General features: G+C 36.5%; 21 protein-coding genes, 1 pseudogene and 1 riboswitch. Of the genes and pseudogenes, 21 read left to right on the top strand and 1 reads right to left on the bottom strand.

All coding sequences use genetic code 11. The features are described 5' to 3' along the window. Window positions 1-91: 91 nt before the first annotated feature. Entirely contained in the window at window positions 92-3,478 is a 3,387-nt protein-coding gene (gene thrA, locus BMY56_RS16370; RefSeq protein ID WP_091626725.1) for a bifunctional aspartate kinase/homoserine dehydrogenase I, read from the top strand. 69 nt (window positions 3,479-3,547) lie between these two features. Continuing rightward, window positions 3,548-4,720, top strand: a complete 1,173-nt coding sequence (locus BMY56_RS16365) for a trans-sulfuration enzyme family protein (protein ID WP_091626722.1) — start codon at window positions 3,548-3,550, stop codon at window positions 4,718-4,720. Between the two features lie 68 nt (window positions 4,721-4,788). Here BMY56_RS16365 and BMY56_RS16360 read toward each other — a convergent pair whose 3' ends face one another. Further along, window positions 4,789-5,316, bottom strand: coding sequence for a hypothetical protein (locus BMY56_RS16360; protein ID WP_091626720.1), 528 nt, complete (start codon window positions 5,314-5,316; stop codon window positions 4,789-4,791). Between the two features lie 90 nt (window positions 5,317-5,406). Here BMY56_RS16360 and BMY56_RS16355 point away from each other — a divergent pair, with 90 nt between their 5' ends. The 19 genes and pseudogenes from BMY56_RS16355 to BMY56_RS16265 form a co-directional block, all read left to right on the top strand. Next, the gene (locus BMY56_RS16355; RefSeq protein ID WP_091626717.1) at window positions 5,407-5,817 is read left to right on the top strand and encodes an RrF2 family transcriptional regulator; all 411 of its coding nucleotides are present in this window, start codon (window positions 5,407-5,409) and stop codon (window positions 5,815-5,817) included. Between the two features lie 202 nt (window positions 5,818-6,019). After that, a complete protein-coding gene (locus tag BMY56_RS16350) occupies window positions 6,020-6,283 on the top strand; it encodes a DUF2061 domain-containing protein (protein ID WP_091626714.1) in 264 nt (87 codons plus the stop codon). Between the two features lie 15 nt (window positions 6,284-6,298). Further along, a complete protein-coding gene (locus BMY56_RS16345) occupies window positions 6,299-6,922 on the top strand; it encodes a phosphoadenosine phosphosulfate reductase domain-containing protein (protein ID WP_091626711.1) in 624 nt (207 codons plus the stop codon). 66 nt (window positions 6,923-6,988) lie between these two features. Further along, a complete protein-coding gene (gene cysD, locus BMY56_RS16340) occupies window positions 6,989-7,918 on the top strand; it encodes a sulfate adenylyltransferase subunit CysD (RefSeq protein ID WP_091626886.1) in 930 nt (309 codons plus the stop codon). Window positions 7,919-8,001: 83 nt separating this feature from the next. Then, window positions 8,002-9,249: a sulfate adenylyltransferase subunit 1 gene (locus BMY56_RS16335; protein WP_091626708.1), complete on the top strand. Its 1,248-nt coding sequence runs from the start codon at window positions 8,002-8,004 to the stop codon at window positions 9,247-9,249. Between the two features lie 118 nt (window positions 9,250-9,367). Then, the gene (locus tag BMY56_RS16330) at window positions 9,368-11,458 is read left to right on the top strand and encodes a HEPN domain-containing protein (protein WP_091626705.1); all 2,091 of its coding nucleotides are present in this window, start codon (window positions 9,368-9,370) and stop codon (window positions 11,456-11,458) included. Window position 11,459: 1 nt separating this feature from the next. Further along, a complete protein-coding gene (gene cobA / locus BMY56_RS16325) occupies window positions 11,460-12,314 on the top strand; it encodes a uroporphyrinogen-III C-methyltransferase (RefSeq protein WP_091626702.1) in 855 nt (284 codons plus the stop codon). Window positions 12,315-12,417: 103 nt separating this feature from the next. Further along, window positions 12,418-13,479 (top strand): NAD(P)/FAD-dependent oxidoreductase, encoded by a 1,062-nt coding sequence (locus tag BMY56_RS16320; RefSeq protein ID WP_091626700.1) that lies wholly within the window; start codon window positions 12,418-12,420, stop codon window positions 13,477-13,479. Between the two features lie 157 nt (window positions 13,480-13,636). Next, a riboswitch (SAM riboswitch) is annotated at window positions 13,637-13,746 on the top strand. Window positions 13,747-13,826: 80 nt separating this feature from the next. Beyond that, complete coding sequence (locus BMY56_RS16315; protein ID WP_091626697.1) at window positions 13,827-14,828, top strand: homocysteine S-methyltransferase family protein; 1,002 nt, start codon at window positions 13,827-13,829, stop codon at window positions 14,826-14,828. A gap of 14 nt (window positions 14,829-14,842) precedes the next feature. After that, window positions 14,843-17,554 (top strand): methionine synthase, encoded by a 2,712-nt coding sequence (gene metH / locus BMY56_RS16310; protein WP_091626694.1) that lies wholly within the window; start codon window positions 14,843-14,845, stop codon window positions 17,552-17,554. A 186-nt stretch (window positions 17,555-17,740) separates the two neighbouring features. Continuing rightward, window positions 17,741-18,694: a methylenetetrahydrofolate reductase [NAD(P)H] gene (metF, locus tag BMY56_RS16305; RefSeq protein ID WP_091626691.1), complete on the top strand. Its 954-nt coding sequence runs from the start codon at window positions 17,741-17,743 to the stop codon at window positions 18,692-18,694. 94 nt (window positions 18,695-18,788) lie between these two features. Continuing rightward, window positions 18,789-19,886 carry an acyloxyacyl hydrolase gene (locus BMY56_RS16300; RefSeq protein WP_091626689.1) on the top strand — a complete coding sequence of 366 codons (1,098 nt, stop codon included), beginning with the start codon at window positions 18,789-18,791 and terminating at the stop codon, window positions 19,884-19,886. 22 nt (window positions 19,887-19,908) lie between these two features. Next, window positions 19,909-20,721: a head GIN domain-containing protein gene (locus BMY56_RS16295; protein WP_091626883.1), complete on the top strand. Its 813-nt coding sequence runs from the start codon at window positions 19,909-19,911 to the stop codon at window positions 20,719-20,721. Further along, window positions 20,718-21,851: a serine hydrolase domain-containing protein gene (locus BMY56_RS16290; protein ID WP_091626686.1), complete on the top strand. Its 1,134-nt coding sequence runs from the start codon at window positions 20,718-20,720 to the stop codon at window positions 21,849-21,851. Before BMY56_RS16295 ends, BMY56_RS16290 begins: the two co-directional genes overlap by 4 nt. A 478-nt stretch (window positions 21,852-22,329) precedes the next feature. Further along, window positions 22,330-23,157: a prephenate dehydratase gene (locus tag BMY56_RS16285; RefSeq protein ID WP_091626683.1), complete on the top strand. Its 828-nt coding sequence runs from the start codon at window positions 22,330-22,332 to the stop codon at window positions 23,155-23,157. Further along, on the top strand, window positions 23,154-24,299 hold the full coding sequence (locus BMY56_RS16280; protein WP_091626681.1) for a pyridoxal phosphate-dependent aminotransferase: 1,146 nt from the start codon (window positions 23,154-23,156) through the stop codon (window positions 24,297-24,299). Before BMY56_RS16285 ends, BMY56_RS16280 begins: the two co-directional genes overlap by 4 nt. 4 nt (window positions 24,300-24,303) lie before the next feature. Then, on the top strand, window positions 24,304-25,164 hold the full coding sequence (locus tag BMY56_RS16275; RefSeq protein ID WP_091626678.1) for a prephenate dehydrogenase: 861 nt from the start codon (window positions 24,304-24,306) through the stop codon (window positions 25,162-25,164). Window positions 25,165-25,174: 10 nt separating this feature from the next. Next, window positions 25,175-26,257, top strand: coding sequence for a bifunctional 3-deoxy-7-phosphoheptulonate synthase/chorismate mutase type II (locus BMY56_RS16270; protein ID WP_091626675.1), 1,083 nt, complete (start codon window positions 25,175-25,177; stop codon window positions 26,255-26,257). Between the two features lie 87 nt (window positions 26,258-26,344). Further along, window positions 26,345-26,638 (top strand): annotated as a pseudogene (locus BMY56_RS16265) (IS3 family transposase); the annotation flags it as partial.

The raw sequence follows: 26,638 nt of genomic DNA, 5'->3' as shown, positions 1-26,638 counted from the left end.
TTTGGCTCCGCTCAGTGTCCGATTGGCCAGAAAAATTTTATTTATTTTGGTGGCTGAGCGGAGCCGAAGCCACAAATTGATTTCGAAATAGATGCTACATCAATTACAAATTAAAAAATATAAGACCCTAAACGGTGCAACCCAAGATATTCAATTGTCTTATCAGTTGTTCGGGAAGAAATTACATACGGCGCCCATAATTTTAGTGAATCATGCCTTGACCGGTAATTCTAACGTTACTGGTGAAGAGGGTTGGTGGTCTGCCCTTATCGGAGAAGAGAAATGTATCGACACTCAGAAGTATACCATATTAGCATTCAACATTCCTGGTAACGGACATGATAAGTTTGTCATTGAAAACTACAAGGATTTTGTAGCGGGAGATGTAGCAAGAATATTTTTATTAGGTTTAGAACTACTAAAAGTAGAGCGTTTGTTCGCCATCATCGGAGGGTCATTAGGTGGCGGAATTGCTTGGGAAATGGCAGCTTTGAATCCGAACTTGGCTGAGCATTTAATACCAGTTGCGTCCGATTGGAAATCTACCGATTGGTTGATTGCCAATTGCCAGATACAAGAACAGTTTTTGGTGAATTCGAAACAACCCGTTCATGATGCGCGTATGCATGCTATGTTGTGCTACCGCACGCCGGCATCCTTTAAAGAGCGTTTCAAAAGAAGCACTAATGAGGAGCTTAAGGTTTTTAATGTAGAAAGCTGGCTGATGCATCATGGCGATAAGCTTCAAGAGCGTTTTCAGTTATCTGCGTATAAGTTGATGAACCAACTATTGAAGACCATTGATGTTACAAGGGGAGGAGAACAGAATTTTATCAAACTTCAGAATAGTAATACCAATATTCATATTATTGGTGTGGATTCTGATATGTTCTTTACTGCACAAGAAAATAAAGATACGTTCAAGCAATTGGCGCAAGCGAAAAGCAATGTTACGTATGGTGAGGTACAATCGTTACACGGTCATGATGCATTTTTGATCGAGTTCGACCAAATGGAAAAATTGCTGACGGGTATTTTTAATACCAATGGCAACATCAAGAAAATTAAAATCTTGAAGTTTGGAGGTAAGTCATTGAGCAATGGTGAAGGACTTGAGCGCGTGTTAGATATTGTCAAGAACAAAGTAAATAATGATGAGAACATTGCCATTGTATTATCCGCAAGAGAAAAGGCAACGGACCAGTTAGAATCTATTTTAGAAAAAGCTGCCAAAGGAAAAGATTATAAAACTGATTTCGAAGCGCTAGAAAAGTATCAAAAACATACTTACACTAATGTTAGTTTATCAGCGGAGTTTAAAGGTTTGGCGAAGTTGTATGAAGGTGTATCGTTGTTGGGAGACTATAGTGCCAAAATTAAGGATGAGGTGTTGGCGTATGGGGAGCTTATTTCTGCGAAACTAGTGACCAAATTATTGATAGGAAAAGGAATAAAAGCCAAAATGGTAGACACCCGAGATGTTATCAAAACTGATAATACGTTTGGTGATGCTAAAGTTTTAGAGGCTGAGTCGAAAGAAAGGGTTTTGTTGAAATTTGCAGAAATTCCGAAAGATACCGTGGCTGTTATTACCGGGTTTATTTCTTCTACCTTAGATGGTGAGACGACCACATTAGGAAGAAATGGAAGTAACTATTCCGCAGCGTTATTGGCGAATTTTTTAGATGCCGAAGAATTACAGAACTATACCCATGTAGATGGTATTTATACGGCAAATCCTGATTATGTGCCAGAGGCGAAAAAGCTAGCTAACCTTTCTTATGCAGAAGCTAATGAGCTTGCAAATTTTGGAGCGACAATTTTACACGCTAAGACCATTATTCCGTTAATAGAAAAGAATATTCCGTTGCGTATTTTGAATACGTATAATGATGATAATGAAGGGACTTTAATTAGTGCGAAATCGAGCAAAGAAGGTATAAAGTCACTTTCTGTGATTGAAGATGTTGCCATGATCAATATCGAAGGCCGTGGATTGTTAGGCAAGGTCGGTGTTGATGCGAGAATATTTAAAGCTTTAGAAGCTAGCAATATTAGTGTAAGCATTATTTCTCAAGGTTCTTCGGAAAGAGGAATTGGCTTGGTGGTAAAAAAGGATAAAGCTAAGAGAGCAAAGTTGGCCTTAGAGAATGAATTTAGTCACGATTTTGAGTCGCAAGATATCAATATGATTACGGTGATGGATGATGTTTCAATTATATCAATAGTAGGGCAAGATTTAAGTACATTTCATAATCCATTCAATGCGCTGATAAAAAATCAAATTGTTCCCTTATTATTCAATAATACGGTGTCAGGTAAGAATGTAAGTTTGGTCGTTAAGAAATCTGATTTATATAAGGCCGTAAATGTTATGCACGGTCAGGTTTTTGGAATCAGCAAAAAAATCAATGTGGTCATTTTTGGTCATGGTAATGTTGGTGGTACATTGATAGATCAAATATTGAAATCTGCCAAAACAATTAAGGAACGTAAGAAGTTAGATCTTCGAGTATTTGGTATAGCGAACTCCAAAAAGATTTTGTTGAATGAAAAGGGCATGACCAAAAATTGGAAAACGAATCTTAATCAAAATGGTAAATCCTATAAAATTCAAGATGTTTTCGATTTTGCAAAGCGGCATCATTTAGAGAATTTAATTATTATAGATAATACGGCAAGTCAAGATTTTGTAGCTAATTATTTTGACTTTGTAGAGCATGGTTTTGATATCGTGTCTTCCAATAAAATTGCGAATACATTGCGTTATGATTTTTATCAATTATTACGAGAAGAATTACAGAAGAACCAAAAGCAATATTTGTATGAAACCAATGTAGGTGCTGGTCTTCCGTTAATCGATACGATAAAATTATTGCATTTATCCGGTGAAAATATTACCAGAATTAAAGGGGTGTTTTCAGGTTCGTTAAGTTATATTTTTAATACATTTTCTGAAATCGATTTACCGTTTTCGTCCATATTAAAGGATGCCATGCAACAAGGTTTTACAGAACCTGACCCAAGGGAGGATTTATCTGGTAACGATGTTGGTCGTAAATTATTGATTTTAGCGCGTGAACTCGATTTACATAATGAGTTTTCAGATATTCATATTGATAACCTTATCCCGAAAAAGTTACAAGATGGGAATGTAGATTTCTTCATGGAACATTTAGAGGTGTTGGATGCAAAGTTCAATGAGATTAAAAAGAATCAAAAGCCAAATCATGTACTTCGTTATGTAGGTGATTTGCATGGAAACCTGCAAAAGGAAAAAGGGGTTCTAGATGTGAAACTGATATCCGTACCAAAAGAAAGTGCTTTGGGGCAGGTGAAAGGTTCAGATTCTATTATAGAAATTTATACGGAATCGTACGGCGAAAATCCGCTTGTAATTCAAGGTGCTGGTGCTGGTGCAGCGGTTACGGCAAGGGGTGTATTTGGTGATATATTGAGGATAGCGGAGAAAGGGTGATTTAATGTTAGAGGGTAGGAGTACGAGCTGCTAAATAATGGAAAAGTAAATTGAGAATAGAGTTAAAAGATGAAAGAGAACAATAATAAATTTGAAACAAACGCAATACGTACGCAATTAAAACGAAGTGAGAATCTGGAGCATTCTGTTCCTTTGTATTTGACCTCTAGTTTTGTTTTTGAGGATGCAGAAGATATGAGGGCATCATTTGCAGAGGAGAAAGAGCGTAATATTTATTCGAGATACTCTAATCCGAATTCATCTGAGTTTATAGAGAAAGTATGTCAGATGGAAGGTGCAGAAAACGGCTTTGCATTTGCATCGGGTATGGCCGCTGTTTTTTCAACCTTGGCTGCGTTATTGGATAGTGGAGACCATATCTTATCTGCTAGAAGTATATTCGGTTCAACGCATTCATTGTTTAACAATTTCTTTCCAAAATGGAATATTGATCATTCGTATTTCAAGATTGATGAATTAGAGACGATTGAGAGTCTTATAACTCCGAATACTAAAATACTTTATGCAGAAACACCTACGAACCCGGGAGTGGATGTATTGGATTTGGAAGAATTAGGTAAGATTGCTAAAAGAAACAATCTTATTCTAATTATAGATAATTGTTTCGCTACACCTTATTTACAGCAGCCAATAAAATTCGGTGCCGATTTAGTTATCCATTCTGGTACTAAGTTGATGGATGGTCAGGGTAGAGTTTTGGCGGGTATTACAGTGGGTAGTGCGGATTTGATGGATAAAGTATATCGTTTTTCTCGAATTACTGGTCCGGCGTTATCACCGTTTAACGCATGGGTGCTATCCAAAAGTTTGGAAACCTTGGCCGTACGGGTAGATAGGCACTGTGAAAATGCATTAAAATTGGCGGAATATCTTGAAGGAAACGAAAATGTAAATTGGGTCAAATATCCATTTCTAAAATCACATCCTAAATATGAGATTGCTAAAAAGCAAATGAAGGCTGGTGGTTGTGTAGTCGCATTTGAGGTAAAAGGCGGTTTAGAAGCGGGTAGGGAGTTTTTCGATTCCATTAAACTATTGTCCCTTTCTGCTAACTTGGGCGATTCTAGAACTATAGTTACCCACCCGGCATCAACAACGCATAGTAAATTAAGTGTTGAAGAACGAGCAGCAGTAGGTATATCTGATGGAATGGTGCGTATATCGGTCGGGTTGGAACATATAGATGATATTATTGGAGATATTGAACAGGCATTGGGTTAAACTCAAAATTAATCATAAAAAAACCCGGTACATACCGGGTTTTTTTTATATACTAAACTGGTAGCAGTTTATTTTGTCAATGTCATATTATACGTAGCACTAACGCTAGTTGTTACTCCAAAGAAATCTACAGTCTCATCCATTTTATATCGAAGTGACATTTTAGAATCGGTAAGTTCGGTTATCGTGAAACCAACTTCTTCTACACCGGTTCCAAAATAAAGTGTGCTACCATCTAATCTCCATTCGTCAGATTGAAAAAAATCTTCACCTGCTTCTTCCTGTGTTGTAGTTTCACCCATAACGGTGGTAGTTAATACGGTAGTGTATGACCCTTCACTTGTTACAATTTGAGGTTCCTCTGAAAACGTTACAACGGTGTCAAAATCCTTTCCTATTGCATCGAAAGTGGTAGGAATCGAAGTTCCTTCAAAATTCGTGTCAGACCTTCCGTCAGTTGTCTCTAGTGCTGTCAAATTCCAAGAACCTGCAATTTTAGATTCACTTGCATCAGAAACACCATCTTCATCTTTAGAACATGACGAGAATACAAGGGTAAATACTGTGAAAATAGATAATAAGAATAATTTTTTCATGAATTTTTTTTTTTGTTTGAATCTTATAAACGTTGAAATTGTGCCTTAAAGTATTTCGGCATTATTTTTTTATTTGGCTATCTTAGCATCATGCTCTCCAAAAAGACAAAATACGGGTTAAAGGCCCTTGCTTATTTAGCTTCACAGAAAGATAAAAAGCCTGTACAGATTTCAGAGATTGCTGAGAAGGAGAACATATCTCAAAAATTCTTAGAAAGTATTCTTTTAAGTCTCAGGAAAACAGGATTTCTAGGATCAAAAAAAGGTAAAGGTGGAGGTTATTATCTTTTGAAGACGCCAGAAGAAATTTCGATGACCGATGTAATGCGGGTATTAGAAGGCCCTATAGCAATGGTGCCCTGTGTTAGTTTAAATTTCTACGAATCTTGTGATGATTGTCCTGATGAACAAGCATGTTCAGTACACAAACTAATGCTACAAGTACGTGATAGTGCTTTAGAGGTGTATCGAAAAAACACCTTAAGAGATATTATCTCCTAGATATCTCACTTTAATTAAATTTTACCAATCTGGATAAATGTAATTCTGCGAATTATTAAATTTTCAGGTCATTTTATTAATAATCTACTAAATCTATAGAGTAAATTAAATTTATATCTGTTTTAGGCGACCTACTTTGAAAATAAATTCTATTTTTGAAAACTCTATTAAATTAGTAGGGTAATAAAAATTAAGGTAAAAGATGATTGCAGATCAACTTATTTTAAATAATAAAGAGAACAAAACAACGTATCAGGACGATAAAACATCTGAAAAACCTATACGGAGTATCGCCAAAGCTTTTAGTTGGAGAGTAATAGGTACTATAGATACCTTAATAATATCGTATATACTTACTGGTGAATTTTCGGTTGCTGCCTCAATAGCATCGATAGATTTTGTTACAAAAATGATATTGTACTTTTTTCATGAGCGTTTTTGGAATTTAATTAAGTGGGGCAAATAATAAAGATATAATACTATGGCAATAACAGCGTCACAAGTTCAAAAATTGAATGTTCAGTTTAAAGGTATTCCACCAGAAGAAATTATTTCTTGGGCAGTGAAACATGGTAAAACTCCGGTAGTGACTACCAATTTCAGACCTTATGAAGTTGCAATATTACATGCGGTATCTCAGGTTAGTGGCGATATTCCTGTAGTTTGGTGTGATACAGGCTACAATACGCCTAAGACTTATAAACATGCTGAGGAATTGATAGAAAAATTGAGCTTGAATATCAAGTTGTATGTCCCAAAGCAAACAACCGCACATAGAGATGCGGTAATGGGAATTCCACAAATTGATGACCCTCGACATGTCGAATTTACAGAGCAAGTGAAGTTGGAACCTTTTAAAAGAGCAATGTCAGATTTTAAACCAGATGTTTGGTTTACCAATCTGAGAAAAGGACAGACTGCCTTGCGTGATAGTTTAGATATTTTAAGCTTGAGTAAAGACGGCGTTTTAAAAGTGAGTCCGTTTTACCATTGGAACGATACACAGTTAGATTCCTATTTAAAAAAATATAAATTACCTAACGAGCATAACTATTTTGACCCTACAAAGGTGCTGGAGAACAGGGAATGTGGATTACATAGTTAATAAGCGGGAAGAGAAGAATAAAGATAATTTATCTAAAAAAGCATAATGAGTAATACAAGCACGGAAATGGAAGTAACACCATCCCAAAAACTTTTAAAAGATACATCCCATATAAATGCGCTTGAGAATGAAGCTATTTATATCATTAGGGAAGTTGCTGCTCAGTTTGAGAAGCCTGTTCTTTTATTTTCTGGGGGTAAAGATTCTATCACATTGGTTCGTTTGGCACAAAAGGCCTTTTGGCCTTCAAAAATTCCTTTCCCTTTAATGCATATTGATACAGGTCATAATTTTCCTGAAACTATAGAATTTAGAGACCGGTTGGTAAAAGAATTGGGCTTGGAGTTAATTGTACGTAATGTGCAAGATTCTATTGACCAAGGTAAAGTAAAAGAGGAATCAGGTAGGTATTCAAGTAGAAATAGCCTACAAACAACCACTTTGTTAGATGCTATCGAAGAGTTTAAGTTCGATGCTTGTATTGGCGGTGCACGTAGAGATGAGGAGAAAGCAAGGGCTAAGGAACGAATATTTTCAGTTCGTGATGATTTCGGGCAATGGGATGAGCGTAATCAGCGCCCAGAGTTATTTGATATGTTGAATGGTCAAATTGAACTAGGTCAGAATGTTCGTGTATTTCCAATATCTAACTGGACAGAATTAGATGTTTGGTCCTATATCAAAGATGAGGCCTTTGAAATTCCGTCAATTTACTTCGCTCACAAACGTAAAACTTTTTTTAGGGATGGAATGATTTGGTCTGCAGAAGATGATATTGTTTTTAGAGAAGACGATGAGATTGTAGAAGAACGCTTGGTTCGTTTTCGTACGGTAGGTGATATGTCTTGTACGGCTGCAGTCTTATCCGATGCCGCAAGTATTGATAAAGTAGTGGAAGAAATTAGAGATTCTTCAATATCGGAACGTGGGGCACGTATCGATGATAAGCGCTCTGAGGCAGCCATGGAAAAAAGAAAACAACAAGGATACTTTTAGAAAAAGGCAGTATTCAGTAACAGTAAGCAGTCTTAATTTGATTCAACTGGCAACTGTAACTGCCAACCGAAAACTAAACAAAAATGGAAGTACTAAAAATAGCAACGGCAGGTAGTGTAGATGATGGTAAAAGTACCTTGATTGGAAGAATACTGTACGATACAAAATCATTGACTAGCGATAAATTAGCCGCGATTGAAAAGACCAGTAAGCAAAAGGGATATGATTATTTAGATTTCTCTTTAGCGACAGATGGTTTGGTAGCAGAACGGGAGCAGGGAATTACTATTGACGTAGCCCATATCTATTTCTCTACAGCAACAAAAAGTTACATCATTGCAGATACACCTGGGCATGTAGAATATACGCGTAACATGGTTACGGGAGCTTCTACTTCTCAAGCGGCGATTATTTTAATCGATGCGCGTAAAGGCGTTATAGAGCAAACAAACAGACACTTTTTTATTAATAATTTATTACGCATTAAGGATGTTGTAGTGGCGATCAATAAAATGGATTTGGTCGATTATTCTGAAGAAACGTATAATGCGATTAAAGCCGATTTTGAAGAATTGATGGCAAAACGTGATTATCAAGATCAGAAGATAACCTTTATACCAGTGAGTGCTTTAAAAGGTGATAATGTGGTAAATAAATCTGAAAAGATGGCTTGGTATAAAGGTCAGTCGCTTTTAGAACATTTTGAAGCGTTGGATAGAAAAGACATTTTCAATGTAGGTACACCACGTTTTCCGGTGCAATACGTTATTCGACCTAAAACAGATGAACATCACGATTTTAGAGGATTTGCGGGTAAAGTATATGGTGGTGAATTAAGTGTAGGTGATGAAGTGGTTGCGCTTCCCTCACAAACACGTTCTAAGATAAAGGATATATACTTCTATGATAAGAAGTATAAAACTGCCTCAAGAAGGTCGTCGGTAACCATCACTTTAGAGGATGAAATTAATTTGAGTCGTGGTGATATGTTAGTGAAGGTAGATGACTTGCCTACTGTTGACAAGCAATTTACAGCCACTATCTCTTGGATGGATTCATTGCCTTTAGCAGCTGGAAATAAATATATCGTTCAGCATGGTGTTAATAAAGTATTGGCAAAGGTTGAACAGGTTCATCATAAGATAGCGCCAGATTATTCTGGTATAGATAATGAAACTGAATCGTTGGGCATGAATGATATTGCCCAAGTAAGTTTCCGTTTAAATAAACCTATTTTTTATGACCAATTTAAAAATCATAGAACAAACGGTTCGTTTATCTTAATAGATACAAAATCAAATAGTACCGTAGGAGCAGGTTTTATTAGTTAATAAACGTATTGAAGGGTTTATAATAACCAAAATATTGGCTTTTAACCTATTTAGTCTATAGGTAAAATGGAAATTTGATAATAGTACAGATTACTCAGTACCAAATACTAGAAAAAGAATGCAGAGTTTTAGAACAGAAATAGAAAATCAGGTAGTTGCCAAAGATATTCTTGAATTAGAACGTAAGATTCATGAGTTTCATGGCGGCAAATTAGATGAGGAAAAGTTTAGAAGTCTTCGTTTGGCACGTGGTGTTTACGGTCAACGTCAAGAAGGGGTTCAAATGATTCGTATAAAATTACCTTATGGTAAGGTTACTTCTAAACAGTTATTGCGTATTTGTGATGTTTCCGATGAGTATTCTACAGGAAGACTTCATATTACGACGCGCCAAGATATTCAGATTCATTATGTGGATTTGAACAGAACTCCTGAGCTTTGGTCACAATTGGAAAAGGATGATATTACACTTAGGGAAGCCTGTGGTAATACGGTTCGTAATGTAACCGCTAGTGAAACGGCAGGTATAGACGTTGATGAGCCTTTTGATGTTTCTCCTTATGCACATGCGTTATTCCAATATTTTCTACGTAATCCTGTGAGTCAAGAAATGGGTCGTAAGTTTAAGGTTTCGTTTTCTGCAAGTGATGCCGATACCGGACTTTCTTACATGCATGATTTGGGTTTTATTGCGAAGCTTCAAAATGGAGAGCCAGGATTTAAAGTAATGCTAGGTGGTGGTTTAGGTTCTCAACCTAGACATGCCGATGAATTATACAGTTTCTTGCCAGCTGACCAAATTATTCCTTTAATGGAAACGGTAGTACGTGTTTTTGACCGTTATGGTGAGCGTAAGAGTAGGGCTAAGGCTAGAATGAAATTCTTGTTGAAAGATTTAGGATTAGACGGATTCAAAGAATTATTGGCTGCGGAGAAAATAGCGGTTCCTTTTGATTCATTTCCGATTGATGCAGATGCATATCCAAAAATCAAGGTTTCTACTTTGGAAGTTCCAAATGTAGAGATAGTCGATGCTAAAGAATTTGAGCAGTGGAAATCTACAAATGTGGTGCCACAGAAACAATCAGGCTATGTAGCTATAGGTGTCAAGGTTTTATTAGGAGATTTTTATACGGATAAAGCTAGATTATTGGCAGGTTTAGTTCAAAAATATGCTGCCGGAGAAATTCGATTATCGTTGCGTCAGAACATTTTGATTCCTTTTGTGAAAGAAGAAAATATTGAATTTTTCTATACTGAATTGAAAAAGTTAGGCTTTACAGAGGTAGGCTATAATAAAGCGTTGGATATTACAGCTTGCCCAGGTACAGACACCTGTAATTTAGGTATTGCAAGTAGTACAGGTATTGCAGAAGAATTGGAACGTGTAATCAAAACAGAATATCCAGACTACATAAATAATGAAGATGTCGTTATAAAAATCAGCGGATGTATGAATGCTTGTGGTCAACATAATATGGCCAATATTGGTTTTCAAGGTATGTCCGTTCGTACTAAAGATAAATTAGTTGCACCTGCACTTCAGGTTTTATTAGGAGGTAGCAACGACGGAAATGGTCAAGGGCGTTTTGCTGATAAAGTAGTAAAAGTACCGAGTAAAAGAGGTCCGGAAGCATTACGTTTAATTCTAAATGATTTTGATGCTAATGGTGGCAATTTATCGTTCCCAGATTATTATGCAGAAAAAGGACAAATGTATTTCTATGATTTTCTAACACCATTATCTTCTGTTGATGATTTAACGGCAGATGATTTTATTGACTGGGGTAATTCAGAACGATACGAAAAGGCTATTGGTGTTGGTGAATGTGCCGGTGTGGTGATTGATTTGATTGCGACTTTACTTTTTGAAAGTGAAGAAAAAATTGAAAATGCCCAAGATATGTTCGATGCCGAGAAATGGTCGGCCAGTATTTATCATGCATATTCATCTATGGTGAATTCGGCAAAAGCGATGTTGACTTCAGAAAACACTAAAGTCAACACGCATGTGAGTATTATCAAAGACTTTGATGAGAAGTTCGTTGCCAATGGTAGAATAGATGTCGCTGGAGGATTTGAAAATATGGTGCTTCAATTGAATAAAAACGAACCAACAAAAGCCTTTGCAGAATCGTATTTGAGTGATGCAAGGTTATTTTTAGAAACTGTTGCAAAATTCAGACAACAAGAATTAGCAGAGGTGTAATATGCATATCAATAATTTATCCAATCAAAAAACAATCAGTTCAATAGTCGACGCTCCCCTCCATAGGGCGGGGAGGTTGACTGTTGTAGGTGCAGGGCCTGGCGATATAGAACTCATCACTTTAAAAGCCATCAAAGTTTTAGAGAATGCAGATGTGGTGTTGTATGATGCTTTGGTTAATGAAGAGTTGCTTGAATATTCAAAAAAAGCAGAATTGATTTTCGTTGGTAAACGTAAAGGATGTTATGCCTATCAGCAAGAGCAGATCAATGAACTTATTGTAAGTAGGGCTAAATCACACGGACATGTGGTACGGTTAAAAGGGGGGGATCCATTTGTTTTTGGTCGTGGATCTGAAGAAATGGAGTATGCAGCATCGTTTGGTTTAGAAGTAGCCATGGTACCTGGTATTTCATCAAGTTTGAGTGTGCCGGCTTATCAAAATATACCGGTAACAAAAAGAGGAGCATCAGAAAGTTTTTGGGTGATTACCGGAACGACAAAAGAACATATATTATCTACAGATGTTGCCTTGGCAGCAAAGAGCAGTGCAACCGTAGTGATTTTAATGGGAATGTCTAAACTATCTCAAATAGTAGCATTATTTAAAAGTGAAGGCAAATCCGACAGACCAATTGCTATCATTCAAAATGGTACTCGGGAAAATGAAAAATTAGGGATAGGCACCATAGAAAACATTGTAGAGGTTGTGGAAAAGGAAAAATTATCCAATCCGGCAATTATAATCATAGGTGAAGTTGTAAAACATCGTGAAGCCCTATTGGAAGCAAAACAAAACTATTTAGTTGAAAGCGGTAATGTTGGGTTCAGCATGGTTGAAACAGCAAGTAGTTAAGAGTTAGAATTTAGAGTTATAAGTTGAAAGTTAAATAAAGTGTAACGGTAAGGAGGTAATTTTGGAAAACTCTATGCCAGCTACTCAGTACTAAAAGAAAATTATGATTAAAACAGATATGCTCATCATAGGAGCGGGTCCAACCGGATTATTTACGGTGTTTGAAGCGGGATTATTAAAATTGAAAACACATTTAATTGATGCATTACCACAACCAGGTGGTCAGTGTTCAGAGATATATCCTAAAAAACCCATTTATGATATACCCGCATTTCCAGAAATTTTGGCAGGTAAATTGGTAGATAATCTTATGGAGCAGATTAAGCCTTTTGAGCCTGGTTTCACATTGGGAGAAAGAGCCGAAACGTTAGATAAATTAGATGATGGATCATTTGTAGTGACTACGAATAAGGGAACGCAACATAATGCACCTGTGGTAGTTATTGCTGGAGGATTAGGTTCTTTTGAACCAAGAAAACCACCCATTTCTAATATTGTAAATTTTGAAGATACTGGTGTTGCCTATATGATTAAGGATCCTGAGGTATATAGGGATAAACGAGTGGTCATTGCCGGTGGTGGCGATTCTGCTTTGGATTGGGCTATTTTCTTAACCGATGTAGCGTCAGAAGTGACGTTAATTCACAGAAGGGATGAGTTTAGGGGAGCATTGGATTCCGTTGAAAAAGCAGCTGAACTTGCCAAATTGGGTAAAATTAAATTAGTGACTAAAGCAGAGGTAAAGGAGTTACATGGTAAGGAGCATCTTGAAGCTGTGATTCTTAAACATACAGATAAAGAAAAGGAAGACACGTATTTAGAAGTAGATCATTTTATTCCCTTATTTGGACTTTCTCCTAAGTTAGGACCAATAGGTGATTGGGGATTAGAAATCGAGAAAAATGCGATTAAGGTGAACAATGCAAAAGATTACCAGACCAATATACCTGGGGTGTATGCGATTGGTGATGTGAATACATATGAGGGTAAGTTGAAATTGATTTTATCTGGTTTCCATGAGGCAGCAGTAATGTGTCAGTTTGCTTATCAACAAATTAATCCTGGAAAACGTTATGTGATGAAATATACTACCGTAGGTGGTGTAGAAGGATTTGATGGTTCTAAAAAAGAAGCTAAAAAAGAAGTTGTACAAAGTATCGCTTAAGGCTTTAGTACAATAAAAGAAACCTCTGATTCTTTAATGTTTTAGAGGTTTTTTTATGACGTATAATCAAAATTCCTCAAGCCAAAAAGTATATGGATTTTTTTGGATTTGACCTGGTAGTGCCGTTACTTTGCAATTCGTTCATAAATAGATTGAAACGTTATCAAGAAAGGCGGAGGGACTAGACCCTATGAAACCTTGGCAACCCTTTTCTGAACGGATAAGAAGGTGCTACATTCTATCCCTTTTTTTGGGGACAGATAACTCAAGAAAGAACACTTTCCTATCCTTTACTTCCTTGATATCATATTAAATTTTTATGAACATAGAACTTTTTACAGCGTAAAATGAAGGATATAAAGGAAATTTTAAAAGAACGAATTTTAGTGTTAGATGGTGCAATGGGCACTATGCTACAACGCTATAAATTTCAAGAAGAAGATTTTAGGGGAGAACGCTTTAAAGAATGGGAACACCCTTTACAGGGTAACAATGATTTATTGTCCTTAACACAACCCGAAGCAATTGCCGATGTTCACCGCAAGTATTTTGCGGCCGGTGCAGACATTGTTGAAACCAATACCTTTTCAGGCACTACTATTGCCATGGCAGATTATCATATGGAAGATTTGGTATATGAATTAAATTATGAATCTGCCCGTATCGCTAAAAAGGTTGCCGATGAATTCACAAAAAAAGAACCAAATAAACCTCGTTTTGTAGCTGGGAGTATTGGACCGACGAACAAAACGGCAAGTATGTCACCAGATGTAAATGATCCTGGTTACAGAGCCATTTCTTTTGACGAACTAAGAATAGCTTATAAACTGCAAGTTGAAGCATTATTAGATGGTGGATCAGACTTATTACTGGTAGAAACAATTTTCGATACCCTTAATGCAAAAGCAGCTTTATTCGCTATTGAAGAAGTAAAAGAAGAACGAAATATAGATGTTCCTATCATGGTTAGTGGAACGATTACCGATGCATCGGGTAGAACATTATCAGGACAAACAGCAGAAGCATTTTTAATATCAATTTCCCATATTCCTATATTATCGGTCGGCTTTAACTGTGCTTTAGGAGCCAGTCAATTAGTGCCGCACTTAGAAGTGTTGGCTACAAAAAGTGAACATGCAGTTTCTGCACATCCAAATGCCGGTTTGCCTAATGCTTTTGGGGAGTATGATGAAACTCCGGATCAAATGGCAGAACAAATTAGGGAATATGTCGAAAAAGGACTGGTCAATATAGTGGGAGGCTGTTGTGGCACCACACCTGAGCATATTACAGCGATTGCCAAGGTGGTAAAAGATTTCAAACCTAGACAATTTCCTGTTTTACAATAAGATCATTAGAAGTTATGAGCGGAAAAAACGAACAACGATTTCTAAAGTTAAGTGGCCTTGAGCCATTGATTGTAACCCCTGAAACGAATTTTATTAATGTTGGTGAACGTACCAATGTGGCTGGTTCAAAAATGTTTCTTCGATTGATAAAAGAAGAAAAATTTGAAGAAGCTTTGGTTGTAGCTAGAGAGCAAGTAGAAAATGGTGCACAGGTTATCGACATTAACATGGATGATGGTCTGATTGATGGGAAAGAGGCCATGGTCAAGTTTTTGAACCTGGTCATTGCCGAGCCTGATATTTCTCGAGTTCCTATTATGATCGATAGTTCTAAATGGGAAATCATTGAGGCTGGTTTACAGGTTGTGCAAGGAAAATGTGTCGTGAATTCCATTAGTTTAAAGGAGGGTGAAGAACAATTTATGCATCAGGCTAAATTGATTAAACGCTATGGTGCCGCTGTAATAGTTATGGCTTTTGATGAAGTAGGCCAAGCCGACAATTATGAACGTCGAATCGAAATTGCTAAGCGTTCATATGATGTGCTAGTTGATAAGGTTGGTTTCGCACCAGAGGATATCATTTTTGACCTTAATATTTTCCCTGTTGCTACGGGTATGGATGAGCATAAGCTCAATGCCCTAGATTTTATAAAAGCTACTAAATGGGTACGCGAAAATTTACCGTATGCAAGTGTCAGTGGTGGGGTAAGTAATGTTTCCTTCTCATTTAGGGGAAATAACCCTGTTCGTGAGGCGATGCATTCAGTATTTCTATATCATGCCATAAAAGCGGGTATGAACATGGGTATCGTAAACCCGAGTATGTTGGAGGTGTATGATGATATTCCTAAGGATTTACTGGAACGTGTAGAAGATGTTATCTTAAACAGAAGGGATGATGCAACCGAGAGATTACTTGATTTTGCAGAATCGGTGGTTGGAAAAACAAAAGAAAGTAAGATTGATTTGTCATGGCGAGAGGAGCCATTGCAAAATAGAATTACACGTGCCTTAGTAAAGGGTATTGACCAATATATAGTTGAAGATGTAGAGCAAGCGAGACAAGAAGCCGATAAGCCAATTGAAGTTATTGAAGGAAATTTAATGACTGGTATGAATGTGGTAGGTGATTTGTTTGGAAGCGGAAAGATGTTTTTACCACAGGTAGTAAAGTCTGCTCGGGTCATGAAAAAAGCGGTGGCGTATTTGTTGCCGTACATCGAAGAAGAGAAATTATTGAATCCGCAAGAAGGGGATTCTGATAATGCCGGTAAAATTCTTATGGCAACCGTAAAAGGAGATGTTCATGATATTGGTAAGAATATCGTTGGTGTTGTTCTAGCGTGTAATAATTATGAGATTGTTGATTTAGGGGTTATGGTGCCACCAGAAAAAATAATCGCAGCAGCCATTGAGCATAATGTAGATATTATTGGCTTAAGTGGATTAATAACACCGTCTTTGGATGAAATGGTGCATTTGGCCAAGGAGATGGAGCGAAAGAATTTTAAAATTCCGTTATTGATTGGTGGTGCAACAACCAGTAAAGCGCATACAGCAGTAAAAATAGATACGCAATATAAAGAAGCTGTGGTTCATGTAAACGATGCTTCAAGGGCAGTTACCGTAGTAGGCGATTTGCTTCAAAAAGAAACGTCTCTCGGGTATAAAAAGAGAATTAAGGAAGATTATGATGTATTTAGAACCAAGTTTTTAAACCGATCTTCCAGTAAAACATACAAAACGATTGCTGCTGCGCGCAGAAATAAGTTTAAGATAGATTGGAGCAAAAGTGAAATTTTTAAGCCCAACAAATTAGGAATTCAAGTTATTGAAGATTTAGATTTAAATCTATTGGTGCCTTATATCGATTGGACTCCATTTTTTAGAAGCTGGGAATTGCATGGTAAATATCCCGCAATTTTAACTGATGATGTAGTAGGGGCCCAAGCCACAGAATTATTTGCTGATGCACAAAAAATGTTGAAGCAAATTATTTCTAATAAGCAGTTGAAGGCCAAAGGAATTTTTGGATTGTTTCCTGCCAATACCATAAATGAGGATGATATCAATGTTTCCTTAAGCGCAGTTAAAGGCCGAGAGGAAGAGGGTTATATATTCCGCACCCTACGTCAACAATTACAAAAAAGAGAAGGAGTCGCTGATTATGCATTGTCCGATTTTATCGCACCAAAAGAATCTGGAAGGGAAGATTATATAGGGTGTTTTTGTGTGTCCACAGGTTTTGGTACTGCTGAGTTGGCTGGCCAATATGAAAAGGATTTGGACGATTACAATTCTATTTTAGTAAAAGCATTGGCAGATCGATTGGCAGAGGCTTTCGCCGAATACTTGCATAAAGAAGTCCGTATGAAACATTGGGGCTATGCGGACAATGAAGATTTGAGTACTGAAGAATTGATTCATGAATCGTACAAAGGTATTCGTCCGGCGCCGGGGTATCCTGCTTGTCCGGATCATTTGGAGAAATTGACCATTTGGGATATTTTAAAAGTTAAGGAAACAATAGGTGTAGAACTAACGGATAGTTTGGCGATGTGGCCAGCGGCATCAGTTAGTGGGTATTATTTTGGAAATCCTGAAGCACGTTATTTTGGTTTAGGTAAAATAAAGGAAGACCAAGTGAAAGACTTTGCAGAGAGAAAGGGAATAGATTTCGAAAAAGCTGAGAGATGGTTATCTCCAAATATTGTAGATGCCTAATTTGCGTTAGGGATTGAAGTGGCATCTTTTTCTATTTTTACTCATGTTTGCTAAAATGAAAATAATATTTAGAAATAGAAAAAATATAGCGTAAAGCCCGACCATTTGGTAACGCCCAAAAAAAGGAATAAAATAAAAGTTTAGAAGTAAAGTCGATTACATATAAAACGGCCAACTTAATTTAGAATGAAAGTAACAGACCATATCAACAACGCACAAGGAAAGACCTTATTTTCTTTCGAAATTGTACCACCTGTGAAAGGGCGAAATATACAAGAACTGTATAATAACATAGACCCATTGATGGAGTTTAAACCTCCGTTTATTGATGTGACCACATCTAGGGAAGAGACTATTTATGTGCAGAAAGAGGGGCTTTTAGATAAGCATACCACACGTATGAGACCGGGTACGGTTGGTATTTGCGCGTCTATTCAGCATAAATATAATGTAGATACAGTACCACATGTAATTTGTGGTGGATTCACCAAAGAGGAAACCGAATACATGTTGGTCGATTGTCATTATTTGGGTATAGAAAATGTTATGGCCTTACGTGGCGATGCACGGAGCGAACAGAAATATTTTGAACCTACCGATGGCGGTCACCCATTTGCAATTGATTTGGTGAAGCAGATTCATGATCTGAATAGTGGTAAATATTTACATGAAACGGTAGAGACCGACCATACAGGTGAATTTTGTATTGGTGTAGCGGGCTACCCAGAAAAGCACTTAGAATCACCTTCCTTACAATCAGATTTGAAACGATTAAAGGAGAAGGTAGATGCTGGTGCCGACTATGTAGTAACTCAAATGTTTTTTGATAATAAAAAATATTTTGAATTTGTAGAAGCTGCAAAAAATATAGGGATAACAGTTCCGATTATTCCAGGAATAAAGCCTATTGCGGTAAAACGTCATTTACAGTTGTTACCACAAGTTTTTCGAATTGATCTTCCACAAGATTTAATTGATGCAGTTGATAGTTGTACTTCAAATAAAGATGTGCGTGCTGTTGGCATAGAGTGGGCCATTCAACAATCGAAAGAGTTGAAAGCAGCTGGTGTTCCTGTATTACATTACTATTCTATGGGTAAATCTGATAATATTAAGGCTATTGCAAAAGAGCTTTTTTAAGTTAAGAACTACATTTAATGTACAACGTTAAAGGGTCATTTTTATGCCTTCTCTTTACTTTGTACTCATTACTAATTAGTTAGTTTTGCATTTCATGAATTTTAAGTTTCTTTTCTTCTTATTCTTTGCTATTACCTTTTGCTTTTCACAAGAAAGTCCGGAGCTTAAGAAATATACCCTAGATGCAAATCAATTTTACGGATCTATAATTCTGCATAATCCAGATATTTCACATTTAATAAATGCACATCCTGGTGGTATAATTTTAAGTTATAATCGTAAAACCTACGGTTCTGAAGAATGGGAGGAATTGTATAATTATCCAGATTTGGGCTTTTCTTTCATTTATCAAGACATGAATTATGAGACCTTAGGAAAGAATTATAGCTTATATGCCCATTATAATTTCTATTTTTTTAAACGAAATATACAGCTAAGGGTAGGTCAAGGAATTGCTTACACAAGTAATCCGTATGATAAAACAACCAATTTTAGGAACAATGCCTATGGGTCCGATTTTTTGAGTTCTACCTATTTAATGTTCAATTACCATAAGGAAAACATTTTTAAAGGATTAGGTTTTAAAGCGGGTATTTCAATAATTCACTATTCTAATGCTAATTTTAGGGCACCTAATACATCTACAAATACCATGGCGTTAAATGCAGGTCTTGTATATGACCTTAATGGCGGAACTGAAATTGAATATGTACATCGAGAAAAAGAAAAAGTCACAGAACCTGTGCGATACAATTTTGCGCTTAGAACCGGATTGAATGAAAGTGATGTTATTGATTCTGGTCAATATGGTTTTGTTGTATTTTCCGCTTATGCCGATAAGCGCCTTGGAAGAAAAAGTGCTATTCAAATGGGAACAGATGTCTTTTTCTCAAATTTTTTAAAAGAATTGATTCGGTATCAAAGTATCTCGTTTCCTGAAAATAAGGTTGCAGCAGATGACGATTATAAAAGGGTAGGCGTTTTTGTAGGTCATGAACTGTTCATTAATAAAATGTCCATAATATCTCAATTAGGATATTACGTGTATTATCCTTTTGACTTTGAAGGGCGTATGTATAATCGTATGGGACTAAAGCGTTATTTTGGTGATAAGGTTTATGGGGCAATAACCTTGAAATCGCACGGGGCAAAGGCAGAAGCCGTTGAACTTGGTATAGGAATAAGATTATAAGATGTCAAAAATTAGAAATCGTATGATAGTATTTAGACAAATCGAGTTAGCCTTTAATAAAGGCAGGCGCAGTAGAGACCATTTTGTTTTGTTTACTTTTCTATTCTTAAGTATATCCTTCAATTCCTGCGACTCTGAAAATGCATCGGATTGTTTTCAAGATACCGGAGAAATTGTAAGGAATGAAGTTGAGGTACAGGATTTTGAAAAGATTACTGTTTTTGAAAACGTAACCTTAGTAATAAAGCAAGGTGATACACAAAAGGTAGAAATTGAAACCGGTGAAAATTTGCGAGATGAAGTGGCAGCCGTTGTAGAAGACGGAAGATTGATTTTGACAGATACGAACGACTGTAATTATGTGCGTAAGTATGGAGCTACCGTTGTATATGTTACCACTTCAAATTTAACCGAAATACGCAGTAGTACAGGTTTTCCTATTCGTAGTGATGGTGTTTTAAGCTTTGGGAGTTTAAGCTTATTTTCTGAAAGTTTTACAAATCCTGAAGCGGAGACTACGGATGGGGAGTTTAATCTAGATTTAGATGTCTCATCTTTAAGAATTACGGTAAATGGAATTGCCTATTTCAATTTAAGGGGAAATGTCGAAAATTTCAATATCAATATTGCAGCCGGAGATTCTAGAATAGAGGCAGAAGAGTTGGTTGCCCAAAATATAAATATTAATCATAGAGGCTCGAACGATGTACTTATTGATCCCCAGTTAAAAATTTCGGGTGTGCTTCGAGGAACAGGCGATGTTTTAAGTTATACCAGACCTGTTGAGATCGACGTTCAAGAATTGTATAATGGCAGACTTATTTTTGTGGAATGAATCCCTTACTTAGATACCTGAAAAATGTATTTGCTGCTAAACGGGATTTAGCCGAAAATCTAGAATTGATGGGCATGGTAAAAGCAGATTCGCTTTTACAAGATATGTATGCAAAAAATAAGATTCCGGGGTTGGCAATTACCGTTCTAAAAGAAGGAGAGACCATTTTTCAAAAAGGTTTTGGTTATGCCGATATAGCGCAACAACAGTTTATAGATCCACAAAAATCTATCTTTAGAATAGCTAGTGTTTCCAAACCTATTGCTGCAACGGCATTAGCACATATGGTACAAGATGGGATACTAGATTTAGATGAATCTTTCTACACCTATCTTCCAGATTATCCTAAGAAAAAATGGGATTTCACCATCCGACAATTGGCAAGTCACACAGCAGGTATACGAGTGTATAAAGGAAAGGAATATGGGCTGAACGAACCTTTTTCAATCAAAGAAGGTTTAGGGGTATTTAAGAATGACCCGTTAGTTTTTGAACCTGACACTGAATATTTATATAATAGTTTTGATTGGGTAATGATTTCTGCGGCAATGCAAGAAGCAAGCGGTATCCCCTTTGAGAAATATGTTCAAGAAAAGGTGTTGAATCCCTTAGGGATGCAGAATACCTTTTGTCCAAAATGTCATCTTGAACACAGTAAAAAGATTGATGGTACTAAGCTGAAAGAGAGTACTGAATTTAAAGCACCTGAAAATATAGTTAATTTTTACACGAAGTGTTTAACGGGTTTTAGAAAGGCAATTCCTGTAGATAATTTTTACAAACTAGCAGGAGGCGGTTATCTTTCCACATCAGCGGATATTGCCAAATTCGGACAAGCCTATTTAAATAAGGGAATTGAGGTTAAAGCACAAATCCTTAATCAATTTTTAACTTCTCGAGAAGTTCATGGTAAACCAACGTACTATGGTTTGGGTTGGCAGGTAAGTGAAGATGCTAAAGGAAGAAAATTTTACGGCCATATAGGTAACGGAGTAGGAGGCTATTCTAATTTCTTTGTCTATCCAAAAGAGCAACTCGTATTTTCAATTTTAATTAATTGTACAAACCCTATAATACAACCGGAGCTAGATGCTGTTATTGATTGTTTTTTCAATTTACCAAACGAGTAATGATTACTTTGTTTTTGAAGTAGGTGAAAAATGGAGGCATGAAATATAGTATACATTTTAAATTAAATGAGTCAAATGGTTCAGCTGACATAAACTACTGAATTAATTTCACAGAAAGATAAATACAATTGAAGTTGTCAAAAACTTAGGAGATGTTCAAGAAAATAATTGGTCTATTCTATTTTATTACCAGCCTAGCGCAAATCAATAGAGTTATAATTTACACAAAAACCATATGTTTTGGTAAGGTAAATGTTAATTTAAAAAAAATATTCTCATAGATATCAGTTTTTAAATATAATTACTACATTAGCCGAAGTTTACAAGAGCAATGACAAAACAATATTTCTGGACAGGTTTTTATTTCTACTTCTTTTTTAAGAGAGGTACGGGACTGTTCTAGCATATTTTAAAAATAAAATAGAATTAAGTTCCGATATATATCGGAACTTTTTTTTTTGAAATTAATTAAGTAAAAGTGAGTTTAAAAATAGCGATACAGGGAATTAAAGGTTCCAATCATCACCAAGTAGCAAAAGATTGTTATGGAGATGATATAGAGCTCGTTGAATGTCTTTCGTTCGATGAGTTGGTAGATAAGTTATTGTCGAAAGAAGCGGATCAAGGAGTGATGGCTATAGAGAATTCGATTGCCGGATCAATTATCCCAAATTATGCACTTGTCAACCATAACGACTTGCATATTATAGGCGAATATTACTTGAACATTCATCATAATTTGATGGTGCTGAAAGGGCAAAAAATTTCAGATATTTCTGAGGTAAGTTCACACCCTATGGCATTGTTGCAATGCAAGGAGTATTTTAGACAGTATCCGCATATTAAATTGGTAGAAGATGTTGATACTGCTGAAACTGCAAAGCGAATTCAAGAACAAAAATTAGGTCATGTAGCAGCAATCGCACCTAACGTTGCGGCAGAATTATATGGTTTGGACATCGTAGCAAAAGAGATACAGACCATTAAAAATAATGCAACCCGTTTTATCATTGTACAAACAAAAAACGATGCGTTGCCAGAGGCCGAAATTACGAAGGCTTCTATACGGTTTATTACCGACCATAAAAGGGGCAGTTTAGCAGCAGTACTTAATGTTATGAGCGATTGCAGATTAAATTTAACGAAAATACAATCATTGCCAGTTATAGAAACACCTTGGAAATATGCCTTTTTTGTTGATGTAACTTTTAACGATTTTGCAGATTTTACAAAGGCAAAAAGGCTATTGAACATCATGGCAGAAGATTTTAAGGTTTTGGGTGAATATAAAAATGTGAGACAATGATACGAACGGCCGATAGGTTGAATACCGTACAGGAATACTACTTCTCAAAAAAGTTGAGAGAAGTACGTGGCTTAATGGCACAAGGTAAACCTATCATTAATATGGGGATCGGGAGTCCAGATTTAGCGCCGTCAGAACACGTGCTAAATGCAATACAGGAAGCAGTGTTCGAAAATGGTGCGCACCAGTATCAAAGTTACCAAGGCTTACCTCAATTAAGAGAGTCTATAGCTAATTTTTATAAAAATAGATTTGATGTAACAGCAGATCCTGCCACTGAAATTCTCCCCTTAATGGGGTCTAAAGAGGGCATTATGCATATTAGTTTAGCCTTTTTAAATGCTGGGGATGAGGTGTTGATTCCGAATCCAGGATACCCGACATATACATCGGTAACGAATTTGGTAGGGGCTGTGCCAATATATTATGACCTTATCGAAGAAAATGGCTGGTTTCCAGATTTAAAGGTATTAGAAGATCAAGACTTGTCGAAAGTCAAAATTATGTGGTTGAGTTATCCGCATATGCCAACAGGTGCTACCGCAACAAGAGAACAATTTGTTAAAATTGTTGCCTTTGCCAAAAAGCATGATATTCTTTTGGTAAATGACAATCCATATAGTTTTGTGTTGAATACAGATCCAGCAAGTATTTTAAGTATCCCAAATGCAAAAGAGGTGTGTTTAGAACTGAATTCTTTAAGCAAAACCTTTAACATGGCTGGTTGGCGCGTAGGTTTTGTTCTGGGTAGTGAAGAACATATCAATGCTATTTTAAAAGTAAAGAGTAATATGGATTCTGGTATGTTTTACGGCATTCAGAAAGGAGCTATAGCAGCGTTAGAAAGTAGTGATGATTGGTTCGTTGAATTGAACAAGGTGTATGGTAAGCGTAGAGAGTTGATTTTTCAATTGGCAGATACACTTGGTTGTTCTTATGATAGAGATGCTGTTGGCATGTTCGTTTGGGCAAAATTACCTGAAGGTAGTGTGGCATCCGAAGCTTTTATAAATGACATATTATATAAAAAAGATTTATTTATAACACCAGGAACCATATTCGGGAGTAATGGAGAGGGCTATATTAGGTTTTCTCTTTGTATTACTGAGGATAAAATAAAAGAGGCAATCGCAAGATTTTAGTTTAATGAATGTATTTGTAATCGGTATAGGTTTAATTGGAGGTTCTTTAGCGAAAGACATAAAGTCTACGCAAGAAGAGGTTACCGTATACGGCATTGATTCTAATGCCACACATTTGGCAGAGGCCGAAGATTTAGGAATTATCGATAAGAAAGCGAGCTATCAAGATTTGCAATTGGCAGATATGGTGATTGTAAGTATTCCGGTAGATGTAATGGTTACAGAGCTTCCGAAAATATTGGATGCAGTTCATGAAGATTGTGTTGTTTTTGACGTGGGCTCTACCAAATCATTAATTTGTAAAACGTTGGAGAGCCATCCCAAGAGAAGAAATTTCTTAGCCTGCCACCCAATATCAGGAACAGAGTTTTCTGGTCCATCGGCAGCGATAAATGATTTGTTCAGAGATAAGACGAATATAATATGTGAAGTGGAGCTGACTGCTTTTAAGCTACAAGAAAAAGCATTGCAGTTTTTTCAAGCTATAGGTATGCGTATTCGCTATATGAACCCCGAAGCGCATGATAAGCATATCGCCTATGTATCTCATTTATCGCACATCAGTGCTTTTATGTTGGGTAAGACAGTAATTGAGAAAGAGAAAAACGAGCGAGATATTTTTGATATGGCGGGCAGTGGATTTGAAAGTACGGTGCGTTTGGCAAAAAGTTCACCAGCCATGTGGACACCTATTTTTAAGCAAAATAAAGAAAATGTAGTCGAAACATTAGACGAGTACATACATAATCTTACAGCATTTAAAGAATTACTGCTGCAAGACGATTACGAAGGTATTTACAATGAAATGAACAATACCAATAAGATTAAAGGAATATTAAAAGGAATACCGTTAAACAAGAAATAGAATAATTAAAATGGAAAATTCAAAACAAATGAGAACATGGTTGGATGATTTAAAACTAGACCATCCACTAGTAATAGCAGGGCCATGTAGTGCGGAAACAGAGGAACAAGTGTTAGGAATAGCACACTCCCTAAAAGATACCGATGTAAATTATTACAGAGCAGGTATTTGGAAACCCCGTACTCGCCCAGGAAATTTTGAAGGTGTAGGCGCATTGGGCCTTAAATGGCTTCAAAAAGTTAAGGCTGAAACAGGTATGAAAACTGCTACTGAGGTAGCAAATCGTGCGCACGTAGAATTGGCTTTAGAGCATGATGTCGATTTATTATGGATCGGTGCAAGATCAACAGTTAGTCCGTTTATAGTTCAAGAAATTGCAGATGCATTAAAAGGAACCGATAAAATCGTATTGGTGAAGAATCCGGTAAATCCAGATTTAGCTTTATGGTTAGGAGCTGTTGAACGTTTGGCTACTGCAGATATTAAAAATTTAGGAGTTATTCATAGAGGTTTCTCAACATACGAGAAAACTAAATATAGGAATATTCCAGAATGGCAAATGGCGATTGATTTGCAGACTAAATTTCCAGATTTACCTATAATCAATGATCCATCTCACATTACAGGAAATAGAGAAATGATTTTTGATGTATCACAAACAGCTCTAGATCTTAATTTTGACGGATTGATGATTGAAACTCATCATGATCCAGATAATGCATGGAGTGATGCTGCACAACAAGTAACGCCAGCCAAGTTAGTTCAGATTATGAGAGATTTGAAAATTCGTAAAGAAGATAACACTGAGGCTGAATACAATGCGAAATTGAACAATCTAAGAGCGAATATTGATATTTTCGATAATCAATTGATCGAAACTTTAGGTAAGCGTATGAAAACTTCAGATGCTATCGGTGAACTTAAAAAAGAGAAAAACGTAGCAGTATTGCAAAGCACACGTTGGAACGAAATTTTAGGAGCAATGATTCTTGAAGGAGAAAGTAAAGGACTAAGTGAAGAATTCGTTCTTCGTATGTTCAAAGCAATCCACCAAGAGTCTATTCGGCACCAAGAGAAGATTGTAAATTCTTGAGCATAAAAAAAGCCCGGTCAAATAGACCGGGCTTTTTTTATCTTAATGTCCCGTCCTGAAATAAGTTGACACAAAATCGACTTATTTATGAAACATTCGATTATTACGGTAAACAAGCGTACTCAACGCGATTATAATTTGGGCTTTAAATTAAGTGTAGTCCATCAGGTTGAAAAAGGCGAGATGACTTATAAACAAGCGCAAAAGTCTTATGGTATTCAAGGCAGAAGTACCGTTTTGGTTTGGCTGAGAAAACATGGTACATTAGATTGGAGTAAACCTTTACGCCATCAAATGCCAAAATCAAAAGAAACACCTGCCCAAAAAATCAAACGCCTGGAGAGAGAGCTTTCCGATGAAAAATTGAGGAACAAAATTCTC

Origin of the sequence: Maribacter orientalis (assembly GCF_900109345.1) — a bacterium.
Classification (GTDB): domain Bacteria; phylum Bacteroidota; class Bacteroidia; order Flavobacteriales; family Flavobacteriaceae; genus Maribacter; species Maribacter orientalis.
This window is presented reverse-complemented; position numbering and strand designations above follow the sequence as displayed.